Origin of the sequence: Plantactinospora alkalitolerans (assembly GCF_015690345.1) — a bacterium.
GTDB lineage: Bacteria > Actinomycetota > Actinomycetes > Mycobacteriales > Micromonosporaceae > Plantactinospora > Plantactinospora alkalitolerans.
The window spans coordinates 1-13,936 of record NZ_JADPUN010000275.1 but is presented as its reverse complement, the minus strand read 5'-3'; the positions used below and the strand labels follow the sequence as shown (position 1 = coordinate 13,936).

The 13,936-nt window shown below is 69.2% G+C and carries 12 protein-coding genes and 1 pseudogene; 10 read left to right on the top strand and 3 right to left on the bottom strand.

The features are described from left to right. The 10 genes and pseudogenes from I0C86_RS32050 to I0C86_RS32005 all read left to right on the top strand — a co-directional run. A pseudogene (locus tag I0C86_RS32050) lies at nucleotides 1-332 on the top strand (DNA polymerase III subunit gamma and tau); the annotation flags it as partial. A gap of 178 nt (nucleotides 333-510) precedes the next feature. Beyond that, complete coding sequence (locus tag I0C86_RS32045) at nucleotides 511-951, top strand: DUF2752 domain-containing protein (RefSeq protein ID WP_323373973.1); 441 nt, start codon at nucleotides 511-513, stop codon at nucleotides 949-951. Between the two features lie 10 nt (nucleotides 952-961). Continuing rightward, entirely contained in the window at nucleotides 962-1,384 is a 423-nt protein-coding gene (locus tag I0C86_RS32040) for an RDD family protein (protein WP_196205036.1), read from the top strand. Between the two features lie 117 nt (nucleotides 1,385-1,501). Next, entirely contained in the window at nucleotides 1,502-1,810 is a 309-nt protein-coding gene (locus tag I0C86_RS32035; protein WP_225946393.1) for a YbaB/EbfC family nucleoid-associated protein, read from the top strand. A gap of 8 nt (nucleotides 1,811-1,818) precedes the next feature. Next, the gene (recR, locus tag I0C86_RS32030) at nucleotides 1,819-2,412 is read left to right on the top strand and encodes a recombination mediator RecR (protein ID WP_196205035.1); all 594 of its coding nucleotides are present in this window, start codon (nucleotides 1,819-1,821) and stop codon (nucleotides 2,410-2,412) included. 314 nt (nucleotides 2,413-2,726) lie between these two features. Then, nucleotides 2,727-4,391 carry an ABC transporter substrate-binding protein gene (locus I0C86_RS32025; RefSeq protein WP_196205034.1) on the top strand — a complete coding sequence of 555 codons (1,665 nt, stop codon included), beginning with the start codon at nucleotides 2,727-2,729 and terminating at the stop codon, nucleotides 4,389-4,391. A 117-nt stretch (nucleotides 4,392-4,508) separates the two neighbouring features. After that, nucleotides 4,509-5,513, top strand: a complete 1,005-nt coding sequence (locus tag I0C86_RS32020) for an ABC transporter permease (RefSeq protein ID WP_196205033.1) — start codon at nucleotides 4,509-4,511, stop codon at nucleotides 5,511-5,513. A gap of 58 nt (nucleotides 5,514-5,571) precedes the next feature. After that, entirely contained in the window at nucleotides 5,572-6,543 is a 972-nt protein-coding gene (locus tag I0C86_RS32015; RefSeq protein WP_407676376.1) for an ABC transporter permease, read from the top strand. Nucleotides 6,544-6,549: 6 nt separating this feature from the next. Further along, a complete protein-coding gene (locus I0C86_RS32010) occupies nucleotides 6,550-7,689 on the top strand; it encodes an ABC transporter ATP-binding protein (protein WP_196205031.1) in 1,140 nt (379 codons plus the stop codon). Continuing rightward, the gene (locus I0C86_RS32005) at nucleotides 7,686-8,924 is read left to right on the top strand and encodes an ABC transporter ATP-binding protein (protein WP_196205030.1); all 1,239 of its coding nucleotides are present in this window, start codon (nucleotides 7,686-7,688) and stop codon (nucleotides 8,922-8,924) included. The genes I0C86_RS32010 and I0C86_RS32005 overlap by 4 nt, the downstream gene beginning before the upstream one ends. A gap of 64 nt (nucleotides 8,925-8,988) precedes the next feature. Here I0C86_RS32005 and I0C86_RS32000 read toward each other — a convergent pair whose 3' ends face one another. The 3 genes from I0C86_RS32000 to I0C86_RS31990 all read right to left on the bottom strand — a co-directional run bounded on the left by I0C86_RS32000 (nucleotide 8,989) and on the right by I0C86_RS31990 (nucleotide 13,912). After that, nucleotides 8,989-11,922: a M48 family metalloprotease gene (locus I0C86_RS32000; RefSeq protein ID WP_196205029.1), complete on the bottom strand. Its 2,934-nt coding sequence runs from the start codon at nucleotides 11,920-11,922 to the stop codon at nucleotides 8,989-8,991. Next, complete coding sequence (locus I0C86_RS31995) at nucleotides 11,919-12,413, bottom strand: hypothetical protein (RefSeq protein ID WP_196205028.1); 495 nt, start codon at nucleotides 12,411-12,413, stop codon at nucleotides 11,919-11,921. The genes I0C86_RS32000 and I0C86_RS31995 overlap by 4 nt, the downstream gene beginning before the upstream one ends. 200 nt (nucleotides 12,414-12,613) lie before the next feature. Further along, nucleotides 12,614-13,912, bottom strand: a complete 1,299-nt coding sequence (locus I0C86_RS31990; RefSeq protein WP_196205027.1) for a GDSL-type esterase/lipase family protein — start codon at nucleotides 13,910-13,912, stop codon at nucleotides 12,614-12,616. Between the last annotated feature and the right edge of the window lie 24 nt (nucleotides 13,913-13,936).

Below are 13,936 nucleotides of genomic sequence, written 5' to 3'. Positions count from 1 at the left end.
GGGCGGTCGGCGGTGGCCGTACCGGCGGGGGTGCCCCGGTCGGGTCCGGCCTCGCGGCGGCGCGGGCGGCGGCGGCCGGACGTGGGCCGCGTCCCGCCGTCATCCCGGACCGGACGGCGGACCGTGAGTGGGCCGGCGAGCCGCCCTACGACCCCGAGTACGACGGCCCGCCGCCGACCTCGGTGAGCTACGAGGGCTTCGATCCGGGTGACGAACCGCTCGACGAGGTGGTCGACGAGCGCACCGCCCGGCAGAGCAGCGAGCAGCAGGCGGTGCAGTTGCTCCAGCAGGCCCTGGGCGCCGAGCGTATCGGCGAGGTCGACGTCAAGTAGGGATCCCCGCCCTGATCCGTCCAATCTGGAGGATTGTGGGGTGTGGCCCGTCGGCGTCGACCCGATGGTCAAACGTTCACAGGAACTTATCTGTCTGCTTTCAGCGACCGGCCGTAAATGGGACGACGGGCCAATCGATCCTCATCTAACATCGGTCGCCCATCCTTCTGACCTGTGAGTGTGTGACGTGCGGGAACTCTCGGTGCCCGAGCGGCTCGGGATGTTCGGTCTGGGCGTGGCCCTGGCGGCGGCGGTCTGGCCGTCGGTGACAGATGCGACTGCCCTGGCCGTACCGTGCCCGTTGCGCACGCTGACCGGGGTGCCGTGCCCCGGTTGCGGTCTGACCACGGCGGCGATCGCTCTGGTCCGGGGCGATCTCGTCGGTGCGGCGGCGGCTAATCCGCTGATCCTGGGTCTGGCGGGGGTCGTACTCCTCGCGATGCCGCTGTTCGGGCTGCGGGCGCTCGGTGCGATACCGCCACCGGTCGCCTGGTCGGTCCGGGCCCGGCGCCGTACGGGATGGGGTGCCGGCCTGCTCGCCCTGGCGAGCTGGTTGTTCCAGTTACACCGGCTCGGGGTAACCGAGCCAGATCCCCTTCAGTTAGCACCATCCTTCTAAGGAGCACCCCTTGAACTACGCCCACTGGGGCAGCCGCGTCGGCGCCTACCTCGTCGACACTCTGGTTGTCCTCCCCTTCAGTGTCCTCGCCGTGGTCTTCGGCGGCATGAGCACGGACGCGGAGACCGGGCAGGTTTCCGGCCCCGGTCCGCTCTACTACGTCTTCATCGTGCTCGCGATCCTGCTCAATGGCTACAACCGGTGGTACCTGGCCGGGAAGACCGGCCAGAGCTGGGGCAAGAAGGCCCTCGGCATCTCGCTCGTCAACGAGGCCACCAACCAGCCGATCGGCGCCGGCAAGGCGTTCCTCCGGGAACTCGCGCACTTCGTCGACGGGATCATCTGCTACATCGGGTACCTCTTCCCGCTCTGGGACGCCAAGAAGCAGACCATCGCCGACAAGATCGTGAAGACCGTCGTCGTCTCGGCCTGATCCGACCCGCCGGTCGGTCCCGGGCAGTCAAGCCGCCCGGGGCCGGCCGGACTAGGCTGGCACCGACCAGATTTCCGCTACCGAGGAGTCGCCGTGCGCCCGGGTGGACAGCCCAACCTGCAGCAGATGATGAAGCAGGCGCAGAAGATGCAGCAGCAGATCGCCACCGCGCAGGCGGAGTTGGCCGAGGCGGAGCTGACCGGCACCGCCGGCGGCGGCCTCGTCACGGTGACCATCTCCGGTGCCGGTGAGGTCAAGGCGATCAAGATCGACCCGAAGGCGGTCGACCCGGAGGACGTCGAGACCCTCGAAGATCTTGTGCTGGCGGCCGTACACAACGCACACGACGAGGTGCGGAAGCTGACCGAGGAGAAGATGGGCCCGGTCACCGGCGGCATGGGCGGCCTCGGCCTGCCCGGTCTCTGAGTTCCCCCGTGTACGAGGGTGCCATCCAGGATCTGATCGACGAGTTGGGGCGGCTGCCGGGGGTTGGCCCGAAGAGCGCCCAGCGGATCGCGTTCCACGTTCTCTCCGCCGACCCGGCCGACGTCACCCGGCTCGCGACCGCGCTGCGCCGGGTGAAGGAACTGGTGCGGTTCTGCACCACCTGTTACAACGTCGCGGAGTCCGAGCAGTGCCGGGTCTGTCGCGACCAGCGTCGTACCGACGAGGTGCTCTGTGTGGTCGAGGAGCCCAAGGACGTCGTGGCGATCGAGCGGACCGGCGAGTTCCGGGGCCGCTACCACGTGCTCGGCGGCGCCATCAATCCGCTCGAGGGGATCGGCCCGGACAACCTGCGGATCCGGGAACTGCTGGCTCGGCTCGGCACCGGTACGGTCCGCGAGCTGATCCTCGCCACGGATCCGAACACCGAGGGTGAGGCGACCGCCACCTACCTGGCCCTGATGGTCAAGCCGATGGGCATCGCGGTGACCCGGCTGGCCAGCGGCCTGCCGGTCGGCGGCGATCTGGAGTACGCCGACGAGATCACCCTGGGCCGGGCCTTCGAGGGCCGCCGGGCCGTCTGATCCGCAGCCTGTCCGCAGCCTCTCCGCGGCCCGCGGCCCGCGGCCTGCGGCCCGTGAGCCGGCGATCCGGGTCTGACATGGGTGCCGATCAAACCGGCGGAGCATGTAACAACTTCGCATAGGCTGATCTGGACAAATGATCCCATTGTTGACCATGCGTGACGGTCTGTCGTGGGTGTCATGACGGTAAAGACACGATCCGGTACCAACCCATTCGTGGCCCGTTTCCGCCCGGTCCGCCCGGCGGCTAGTGTCTCGCCATCGGTGGCCCCCGTCACCGCGTTTGTCGTACCCACAGGACGAGGTGAAGCACCATGCGTGCACCAAGACCGAAGGTCGCTATCGCGGCCGTCGCGGTCGCGGCCCTCGCGGTAGCCGGCTGTGCCGAGAGCGACCGCGGCGAATCGGGCGCAAGCCAGAAGGACACACTGGTCTTCGGCGTGGCCGGCGACCCGAAGGTGCTCGACCCGAGCCTGGCCAGTGACGGTGAGTCGCTGCGGGTCGCCCGCCAGGTCTTCGAGACCCTGGTCCGCCCCGAGGAGGGCGGCACCAAGATCACGCCGGGTCTGGCCGAGAGCTGGACCCCCGACTCGACCGGCACGGTCTGGACCTTCAAGCTGCGTTCGGGCGTGAAGTTCCACGACGGCACCGACTTCAACGCCGAGGCGGTCTGCGTCAACTTCAACCGCTGGTACAACTCCACCGGTCTGATGCAGAGCCCGGACGTCACGCCGTACTGGCAGGACGTGATGGGTGGCTTCGCCAAGAACGAGCGGGACGACCTGCCGGAGAGCCTCTTCAAGTCCTGCACCGCGAAGGACGCGACCACGGTCGACCTCGCCTTCACCCGGGTTTCCAGCAAGGTTCCGGCCGCGCTGATGCTCCCGTCGTTCTCCATCCACAGCCCGAAGGCGCTGGAGGAGTACAAGGCCAGCACCATCGGCGGTAGCGCGGACAACGTGCAGTACCCGTCGTACGCGATGGAGCACCCGACCGGTACCGGGCCGTTCAAGTTCAAGTCCTGGGACGTCGCGAACAAGACGCTGACCCTGGAGCGCAACGAGGACTACAGCGGCACGGAGAAGGCCAAGCTGAAGACCCTGATCTTCAAGACGATCTCGGACGAGAACGCGCGCAAGCAGGCGCTGCGGTCCGGCGACATCCAGGGGTACGACCTGGTCGGCCCGGCCGACGTCGAGCCGTTGAAGGGCGAGGGCTTCAACATGCTCACCCGCCCGGCGTTCAACATCCTCTACCTGGCGATCAACCAGAAGGGGAACCCGAAGCTCGCCGACCTCAGGGTCCGGCAGGCGATCGCGTACGCGCTGAACCGGCAGGCGCTGGTCGACTCCAAGCTGCCCCCGGGCGCCAAGGTGGCCACCCAGTTCATGCCGGACACCGTCGAGGGCTGGAACTCGTCGGTCACCACGTACGACTACAACGTGGAGAAGGCCAAGCAGTTGCTGGCCGAGGCGGGTGCGACGAACCTGACCCTGAAGTTCCACTACCCGACCGAGGTCACCCGGCCGTACATGCCGAACCCGAAGGACATCTTCGAGCTGCTCTCGACCGACCTCCAGGCCGTCGGCATCAAGGTGCAGGGGATCCCGCTCAAGTGGAGCCCGGACTATCTCAACGCCACCACCTCGGGGCGCGCGCACGACCTGCACTTCCTGGGCTGGACCGGTGACTATGGCGACGCCTACAACTTCATCGGCACCATGTTCGACCGGCAGAAGGACGAGTGGGGCTTCAACAACCCCACCCTGTTCAACCAGTTCAAGCAGGCCGACACCACTGCGGACTCCGCGGCCCGGTTCGAGCTGTACAAGCAGCTCAACGCCGAGGTCATGAAGTTCCTGCCGGGTGTGCCGATCTCGCACTCGCCGCCGGCGATCGTGTTCGGCAAGGACGTGACCGGGGTGAAGGCGAGCCCGCTCACCGACGAGCGGTTCGCCACCGCCGAGTTCAAGTCCTGACATAGAGGAATAGGGAAACGCGGGCGGGCGCACGCCGACCCTGGCCGGTAGACCACCGGCCGGAGGTCAGCCAGCGCCCGCCCGCGCCACCCTCCGCACCCCCCGCCAGAGGCTGCCGTGTTCCGGTTCATCGTCAGACGCCTGCTACAGCTGATACCCGCGCTGTTCGGGCTCTCCATCCTGTTGTTCATCTGGCTGCACCGGCTTCCCGGTGGCCCGGAGACCGCGATCCTCGGTGAGCGCGGTACCCCGGAGATGCGTGCCGCGATCCGGCAGAATCTCGGGTTGGACGAGCCGATCCTGGTGCAGTACGGCCGGTTCATGAAACGGATGCTCCGGCTCGACCTGGGTGCCTCGATCGCCACCAAGCGCGAGGTCACCACCGAATTCCTGCAACGCTTCCCGGGAACCGTGGAACTGGCGGCCACCGCGATCATCATCGCGATCGCGATCGGCATCCCGCTCGGCTACCTCGCCGCCCGCCGCCGGGGCCGGCTCCTCGACCACGTCTCGGTCGCCGGATCGCTGATCGGTGTCTGCATCCCGGTCTTCTTCCTGGCGTACGTCCTGAAGGCGATCTTCGCGGAGAACCTGCACCTGTTCCCGTCGAGCGGCCGGCAGGACCCGACCATCGAGGCGACCCGGATCACCAACTTCTTCGTCCTGGACGGGCTGATGACCCGCGAGTGGGACGCGGCGGCGGACGCGCTCTGGCATCTGGTGCTGCCCGGCCTCGCGCTGGCCAGCATCCCGCTGGCGATCATCGTCCGGATCACCCGGGCCAGCGTGCTCGAAGTGCTGGGCGAGGACTTCGTCCGGACCGCCGAGGCAAAGGGGCTCACCGAGCGCGTCGTACGCCAGCGCCACGTGCTGCGCAACGCGATGCTGCCGGTGGCCACCACGATCGGTCTGCTCACCGGCGGTCTGCTCTCCGGCGCGGTGCTGACCGAGACCGTCTTCGCGTTCAGCGGCATCGGGGCGTTCATTGCCGACTCGATCAGTCAACGTGACTATCCGGTGCTGATGGGCTTCATCATGATCATTGCGGTGCTCTTCGTGCTGGTGAATCTGTTGGTCGACCTTTCGTACAGCCTGATCGACCCGAGGGTGAGGGTCAGGTGAGCGCGAGGAGTGAGCTTGCGAGCCCCGCAGTCGCGAACGGAGGGTGGCGCAGGTGACGATCACCGAACGGGCCCGGAAGAAGGCCGAGAAGCTGGACCGGCTCGGCGAACTCTCCGCCGCCCGGGACGAGGAGCGCGGCGTCAGCCTCTGGCAGGAGGCGTTCCGTCGGCTGCGGCGCAACCCGGCGGCCATCGTCGGCACCGTCGTACTCGGGCTGTTCGTACTGGTCTCGATCGTCGGTCCGATGCTCGTGCCGTACGGCCCGACCGACACGATCGGCATCCGGGAAGGTCTGGTCAAGTCGGGGCAGGGCATCATCCCGGGCTCCTCGGCCGACCACTGGCTCGGCTTCGACCACCAGGGCCGGGACGAGTTCAGTCGACTGATCGTCGGAGCCCGGCAGACCCTGCTGGTCGGTGTGGTTTCGACGCTGATCGGCCTCGCGATCGGTGCCCTGATCGGCGGGGTCGCCGGTGCCGCCGCCGGACTCGGCGGGCGCTGGGGACGCTGGCTCGACACCGGCCTGATGCGGATCGTCGACATGCTGCTGGCGCTGCCCAGCCTGCTGCTGGCGGTCAGCATCGCCGCGTTGCTCGGCGCGAGCCTGACGACGGTGATGATCGCGGTCGGCGTGGTCTCGGTACCGGTCTTCGCCCGGCTGCTGCGCGGTTCGATGATCGCCCAGTCGAACAGCGACTACGTGCTCGCCGCGACCTCGCTCGGGGTACGCCGATCCAAGATCGCGTTGAGTCACGTGCTGCCGAACTCCCTGGCCCCGGTCATCGTGCAGGCGACGCTCACCCTGGCCACCGCGATCATCGAGGCGGCGGCGCTCTCCTTCCTCGGCCTCGGCAACCCCGACTCGGCGGTGCCGGAGTGGGGCGTGATGCTCGCCGACGCGCAGCCGTACCTGGGCATCCGGCCGGCGCTGGCGATCTATCCGGCGGTGGCGATCATCATTACCGCGCTGGGCTTCACCCTGCTCGGTGAGGCGATGCGTGAGGCCCTCGACCCGAAGCTGCGGAAGTGATCTGTCATGGCACTGCTTGATGTGGAGGACCTCTCCGTAACGTTCCGCCAGCGCGGGAAGCGTACGGTGCGGGCGGTCGACGGGGTCTCGTTCTCGGTCGACGCGGGCGAGGTCGTCGGCCTGGTCGGCGAGTCCGGCTGCGGCAAGAGCGTGACCTCGCTGGCCCTGATGGGCCTGCTGCCCCGGCAGCCCGGGATCAGCGTGGGCGGTAAGGCGGACTTCGACGGGACCGACCTGCTCCGGGTGGACCGCCGGGCGATGCGCGACATCCGGGGCCGCGACGTCGCCATGATCTTCCAGGATCCGCTCTCCTCGCTGAATCCGGTGATCCCGATCGGCCGGCAGGTGACCGAGGTACTCACCCGGCACCGTGGACTGAGCGGGGACGCGGCCCGCAAGGAGGCCGCCGACCTGCTGGACCGGGTCGGCATCCCGGATCCGACCCGCCGGTTGAAGGAGTATCCGCACCAGCTCTCCGGCGGGATGCGCCAGCGGGCGCTGATCGCCATCGCGGTGGCCTGCCAGCCCCGGCTGCTGATCGCCGACGAGCCCACCACGGCGCTCGACGTGACCATCCAGGCGCAGATCCTCGAACTGCTCAAGGCCCTGGTACGCGACTCCGGTACCGCCCTCGTCATGATCACTCACGATCTGGGTGTGGTCGCGGGGATGTGCGACACGGTCAACGTGCTCTACGCCGGCCGGGTCGTGGAGACGGCTCGCCGTCGTCCGCTCTTCGCCGAGCCACGGCACCCGTACACGGTGGGTCTGCTGAACTCGATTCCGCGCCTGGACGCGGGGCGCGGGGACAAGCTGTCCCCGATCCCCGGCTCGGTCCGCGACGTGCTGCCCTGGGCCGACGGGTGCGCGTTCGCGCCGCGCTGCGACCGCCAGGTGGAGGCGTGCGTGGGTGAGCCTCCGCAGCTCGTGCTGACCCATACCGACCGCACCTACCGGTGCGTCAACCCGGTGCCGGCGGTCGGATCGGCGCCAGCGGTCGCCGAACCGGCGGTCGAGGCCGGTCCGGGACCAGCAGCCGAGGCCGGTCCGGAATCGGGCCCGGTCGGTCCGGTGGCCGAGGTCGATCCGGTGGCCGAGGAGAAGCAATCGTCGGTGCCCGCGCCGCGCGAGGAGGAGTCGGCATGACCGACGGCAACGTGTCCGTTCCGAGCGAGCGTGACGAGAACAGCGAGCCCGGCGGGAACAGCGAGCCCGGCGGGAACAGCGAGCCCGGCGGGAACGGCGAGCACGGCGGGAACGGCGAGCGGGGCGGGAACAGCGAGCGGGGCGGGAACCTGGTCGAGGTCCGGGACCTGAAGGTGCACTTCCCGATCAGCCGAGGGGTGATCTTCGACCGGGTCGTCGGGCACGTCAAGGCCGTGGACGGGGTCGACCTGAGCATCCCGCGCGGCAAGACGTACGGGCTGGTGGGCGAGTCCGGCTGCGGCAAGTCGACGCTCGGCCGGGCGCTTCTCCAGTTGACCCCGCCGACCTCCGGCCAGGTGACCTTCGACGGGGTCGAACTGACCACGCTGCCGCCGAACAAGATGCGGTCGATGCGTCGCCGGATGCAGATGATCTTCCAGGATCCGATGTCCAGCCTGGACCCCCGGCAGAACGTCGAGTCGATCCTGGTGGAAGGCCTACAGGCGCACGGCATCGGCGCCGACCGGAACGCTCGGCGGGAGATCATCACCAAGACGCTCGACGCGGTCGGGCTGCCCAAGTGGGCGCTGTCCCGCTACCCGCACGAGTTCTCCGGCGGCCAGCGCCAGCGCATCGGCATCGCCCGCGCCCTGGTGCTCGGCCCCGACCTGATCGTGGCCGACGAGCCGGTCTCCGCCCTGGACGTCTCGATCCAGGCCCAGGTGGTCAACCTGCTCGATGAGCTACAGGCCGAACTCGGGCTGACCTACCTGGTGATCGCGCACGACCTGGCGGTGGTGCGGCACATCTCCGACACGATCGGCGTGATGTACCTGGGCGCGCTGGTGGAGGAGGCGCCCGGTGACCGGCTCTACCGCGCGCCGCTGCATCCGTACACCCGGGCGTTGATGTCCGCCGTGCCGGTGCCGGACCCCGAGGTGGAGGACCGCCGGGAGCGGATCCTGCTCGCCGGTGACCTGCCCTCCCCGGCCAACCCGCCGACCGGCTGCCGGTTCCACACCCGGTGCCCCTGGGCTCAGCCGACCCGGTGCGCCGACGAACGGCCGGTACTGCGCCAGATCGGCGACAGCCGGGTCGCCTGCCACTTCGCCGAGCCGATCGCCAGCGGTGAACTGCGTCCACACAAGGTGACGGCGCAGCTCACCCGGCCGGAGGACGAGGGCGAGACGCCCGGCGTGGTCTCCGCGCCGAGCGAACCCGGCTCGTTCGTCTGAGTCCGGCAGCCGGCGGGATTCGCCGGCTGCCCTGGCCGGTCATCGCCGTCCACTCATCGAACAGCTACGTCTCGTCGAGTTTGCGGACGGCGGTGAGCAGCGCGGCGAGGAGCTTATCGTCCAGCTTCTTCAGCCGGGTTTCCGGCGGCTCGCCGGCGTGCCCGTATACGACCATCAGTTGTATGGAATTGTGTCCTATGATGGCGATGATCGAATCCCCCGTGGTGACGATCGTCCCATTGTTGGTCCGCATCGTCATGGCCATACGAGATCCCAGTGTCGCGAATGGGAAGGGTCCGGTCGGCCACTCCCTGAGTCGCCAGTGCGACCTGCCATCGACGGAATCGGCGTTGTCCGTGGACCATCGTGGGCACCTTGCAATGCCGGCGCGCTGCGCTGCCAACTCCTCCTCCGGATCGAGGACCGACGGATAGGACGCGACGGTGATGTAGATGTCGGCGCCGTTCGGCGGATGCTTTGCCGCTCCGGCGCTGTAAACAACCTCGGCCTCGGCCACCGGGTCGAGTCCGTCCTCGCCGACGGTCGGCGGGCAGGCCGTCGGGTCGGCCGGGGCGTCCGGCTCGGTGGGCTCGTACGGTTTCCTGGTCCAGCCCGGTAGTACGGGACCGATTGCGTCGGCGATGGTGTTCGCCTCGTCCTGGCTGAGCTGGCGTCCGGCGTTGCCGCCCGGGGCTGGCGCCGATTCGGTCGGGATCGGTGTGGACGGGCCCAGCCGGAGCACTTCGTTCATGTCGCCGGGCCGTCCGGTGAACACGTCGACCGCACCGAGCATCACCGCGACGCACACCGACACCGACACCGCCGCAGCGATGAGGTGCCGCCGCCCGCGCGACGCCGGCAGCGAGCGGCGTGGGAGGAGCGGGTGGATCAGCGTCGCCAGGGGCGCGAGCACGACGATGAGGATCAGCAGGAACCCCAGCGTCGTCAGGACGTACTCCTCCGCGAGCCAGCGATGATGCGCGGGTCGCCAGCCACCTCCGGTGGCCACCTCCACTCCGAACTGGACGAACGCGCTGACCAACGAGGTGAGCGCGGCTGTGGTCAGCGCCCTGGCCAACGCCCCGGGCGGCCGTGACCCGCCAGCACGCCGACCCGGTGCGCGATAGAGCAGTGCGAGCAGCACCACCCAGCCGGCGAACGCGAACACCCAGATGCGTTGCCACACCAGGTGCACCTCAGCCGCCCGCGACGGATCGTCCGGCAGCCGAAGCGCGGTGACCACCGTGCCGGTGGTGACCGCGATCACGATCATCGCCAGCATCAACCGTGGAACCGGATCGTGCCGGAGCTTCGCCCACCACTCTGATGACAACCGGCGCGGACGCGGCCGAGCCAGCGCCGACATCACCGCCAACAGGGCGATCAACCCGAAAATCAGGACGGTGTCCCAGTCCGACAGGCCATCGAGGGAGAGCGGGATGACGCGTAGAACAGCTGGGCGGAGACCGCCGGCCGCGTTGACCACCAGTTTGATGGCGTTCGAGAGCGTCACCCCCGCCACCAGTGCCGCAGCCCCGGTCGTCAGGAGCATCCCCCACCGGCCGGCGGTATCGACGTCCTGAGCCAACCGGACCAGTAGCCAGGTCATGCCGCAGACGACTGCGAAGATCAATGGACCGGTGATCCAATGCGTCGCCAGGGCCATCATCCCGGGGCTTACCGTCAGGCCGGGAAACGGCAGACAGAACCCGGCGGTGACGCCGAGGCCGACACCGAGCACCGGCCCGTGCCAGCTCGCCGGAACCCCAAGTTGGCGGGCGGCGGTGGCGCGGTGTACCCACATCGGCACGAGAAGTCCGGCGATCAGGCAACCAGCCAGGGCGTACAGCGGCACTTCGGTGTTGCCCAGCCAACCGGTGGAGTTCAGCGCCACCTGATTGACGGGCTGCACCAGGAGCAGCACCAGCAGCGCGGTCATGAGAGACGACAGGAAACCGCCCTCGTCCACCGTTGCGTCCGTGCTGAGCAGGCGTACCCGCCGCGCCGGAGACGGATGGCAGGCGAAGAGGAGTCGGGCGACCCCCGGCATCCGGCCCGTCGCCACGACGGCTGGTCGCTGCCCGGACAGCAGGCCGGTGAGCTGTTCGGGCCGGTGGAGGCACGCGGCGGCCAGCCGGTCTGCGGCGTGCTCACGAATTCGCAGCAGGTGGGCCCGGAAGATGATCAATATCAGGGTCAACCCACCAGCGATGAGCAGCCCGAGCAAAGGTTTCGTCAGGCTGGAGCCCTTCGGATCGAAGTACGGTGCGATCGCGACTGCGGTCACCGTCACACTGACCCAGCCTGACCACCACGCGGCGGAGGCCCGGGCAACATCGCGGGCCTTGACGTGCGCGAGTTCGTGGTGCACGACCGGGTCGAAACGCGCCGCCCCACCGCAGGCCACCCCGGCCGGCACCACCACCAGCGGGCGCCGTAGTGGCACTCCAGTGGTGAACGCCTCGGTGAATCGCGAACCAGGCCGGCTGATCCACAGCTCGGGAGGCCGGCCGGTCAATCCATGCTCGGCGCAGAGTTGGCCGAAGCGCTGTCGGGCCTCTCCGACGGCCTCCTCGCGGGCCGGGCCCTCGCGTCGGAGCCGCCACCGCACCCACAGCCCGCCGATCACCATCGACAGGGCGGCGGCGGCGAGCGTGCCGACGGCGGCGGCCAGCATGGTCAGGGTCCACGGCAGGGTCGCCGACTTCATGCATCCGCTGAAGACCGCCGGCGACAGGGCTTCGAAGGCTTCCAGGGTGTTGCCGTCGCGCATCCATCTGCCCTGGATATGGGACAGTCCGGAGTTGAACAGGCAGGTGTCGATCCGCGTCATGTTCACCAGGTCGTACGACATGGCGGCGATCCAGCCGGCGTTCAGCCCCACCCCGGCGAGCAGGGCGAAGAGTAGGACGTACATCCGGCCCAGACCGCTCGGGCCATCCCCCCCGACCGGCCGGTCGACGACCGTCTCGTGCAGTGGTGTGCCCGGGGCGGTCACGAGGGGTCCCGGGGACGCCGGATCGCGTCCCGTACGGCGTCGGCGAGCAACTCGGCCTGCCCCTCAGACAGCCCGAGTGCGACGCCGTGCCGGCGGCATGCCGCCCAGAGCAGCTCCACGTCGCTCTGCCGCAAGGTGACCTCCCGACGGCCGACGGAAGGCTCGGCGGCCTCGGGCCGGGCCCGGCGCCGCCACCAGGTGCGCCGCCTCACGCGGTCGTTGGCGAGTGGTCCGAGTACCTCGCCTACCGCGGTGCAGATCACGGCGTAGGCCAGCTCGCCGATGAGGGTGAAGTCGAGTCCGAACCCGACCGTGCCGCCGACGGGTCGGTGGGGGCGACCCTGGTATGCCAGGCGGCCATGCCGCCAGGCCACCGTGATGTCGTCGAACAGTGCCAGTTCTGCGGGCGCGAGCCGGCGGGTTGCCTCTCGGGCGGCCTGCTCGATGGGCAACGTCGCCGTGTCGGCGGAAGGTGCGTCCGATAATCTCACGCGTTCAATGATGGGGAATTGACGTCCGGTTCTGAAAGGGAAATGATGGGTCGCTTTCGTCGGATTGGCGTCAACCGCAACGCAAATCAAATTCGCGTCCCAATTGGATGGCTGCCATGTCGCGGGTGTTGTGAAAACGTCCGGAGAAAACAATTCTCCCGGCGCCGGTATCCGGCGCCGGGAGAACTCGTGGAATTTGCTCAGCCGTTCCGGAGCAGCTTGAGGTTGACCGCGTCGGCCATCACCTTCGTACCGGCGTCGTTGACGTGCATGCCGTCCACCGCCTTGTACGCCGGTGCCATCGCGTCGGCGTCGGCGGGGTCGGCCAGGATCCGGTCGAAGTCGACGACGCCGTCGTACTCGCCACTGGTCCGGATCCAGTGGTTGAGGGCGTCGCGGATCGCTTCCTTCTCCGCGTCGTAGTAGTACGGCACGTCCTTGACCGGAATCAGCGTCGCACCGAGAACCTTGATCCCCCGGGCGTGGGCGGCGCGGATCAGGGCCCGGTGCCCCTCGATCAGTGGCGTCGCGTCGGTCAGCACCGGCGGGGCGGCGCAGGGCAGCGCCAATCCCGCGACGGCGATGTCGTTCAGCCCGAGGTGGACGATCGCGGTCCGTACGCCGGGCTGGTCGAGGACGTCCTTGCGGAACCGCGTCAGCCCGGAGTCGCCGGCATAGCAGGGAAAGTCGGTGAGCAGCAGGTTGCCGTTGAGGCCGGTGTTGACGACCGACAGTGGGCTGCCGACCCGGTTGAGCCGCTCGGCCAACTCGTCGGAGTAGCGGTTGTCGGCGTCGGGGGTGGAGCCGTACCCGTCGAGAATCGAGTCGCCGTACGTCACCACCGTGCCGCCGCCCCGGCCCGTACCGCCGCTGACGTCCAGTCCGGCGAGGTAGTACCAGGACTGGCTGGGCCCGGCCGTGAAGGCGGCGCCACCCGGGTCGAACCGGTGGTCGCCGTCGGCCCGGTAGGTGGTCGCCAATGCTCCCTCGTGGAACGTGGCCGGACCGGTGGACCCGGCGAAGTAAAGGGTGACGGTCAGCCGATCCAGCGGCCGGATGGCCAGGGGCAACGCGTCGGATCCGAGGTCACGACCGGGTGGGATCGTGGTCGCCCGGGAGCCGCCGAAGGTCAGCGGCCGCAGGGTTCCGGGCCGGACGTCGGCGCCGTTCCCGGTCCGGCCGATCGTCGCTCCGGTGAGGCGGAGCGGCTGGTCGCCGTACCGGTTGGAGAGGCGGATCCGTACCCGGGTTCCGGCGGCGCTTACCCGGACGACCTGCCGGAGCGTCTGGTTGGTGAAGCCGTCGACCGACCAGTTGGGTGCCTCGTAGACCGCCTGTGGCTGCTGGACGGCGGTGGCCCAGCCGCCCGACCAGCCGAGCGAGCCGGCGGAGGGCGGTGCGTGCCGGCCGGCGACGGCCGGGCCCGCAGGGATGCTGGCCGCGGCCACCGCGACCAGCGCGGCGACGGAGACGAGGGTACGAAGACGGGGCGATTCCATCGGGGATGTCCTTCCGAGCGGGGG

Coding starts and splice junctions, on each gene's coding strand:
- I0C86_RS31990 (WP_196205027.1), bottom strand. CDS start 13,912: ATGGAATCGCCCCGTCTTCGTACCCTCGTCTCCGTCGCCGCGCTGGTC.
- I0C86_RS32010 (WP_196205031.1), top strand. CDS start 6,550: ATGGCACTGCTTGATGTGGAGGACCTCTCCGTAACGTTCCGCCAGCGC.
- I0C86_RS32005 (WP_196205030.1), top strand. CDS start 7,686: ATGACCGACGGCAACGTGTCCGTTCCGAGCGAGCGTGACGAGAACAGC.
- I0C86_RS32025 (WP_196205034.1), top strand. CDS start 2,727: ATGCGTGCACCAAGACCGAAGGTCGCTATCGCGGCCGTCGCGGTCGCG.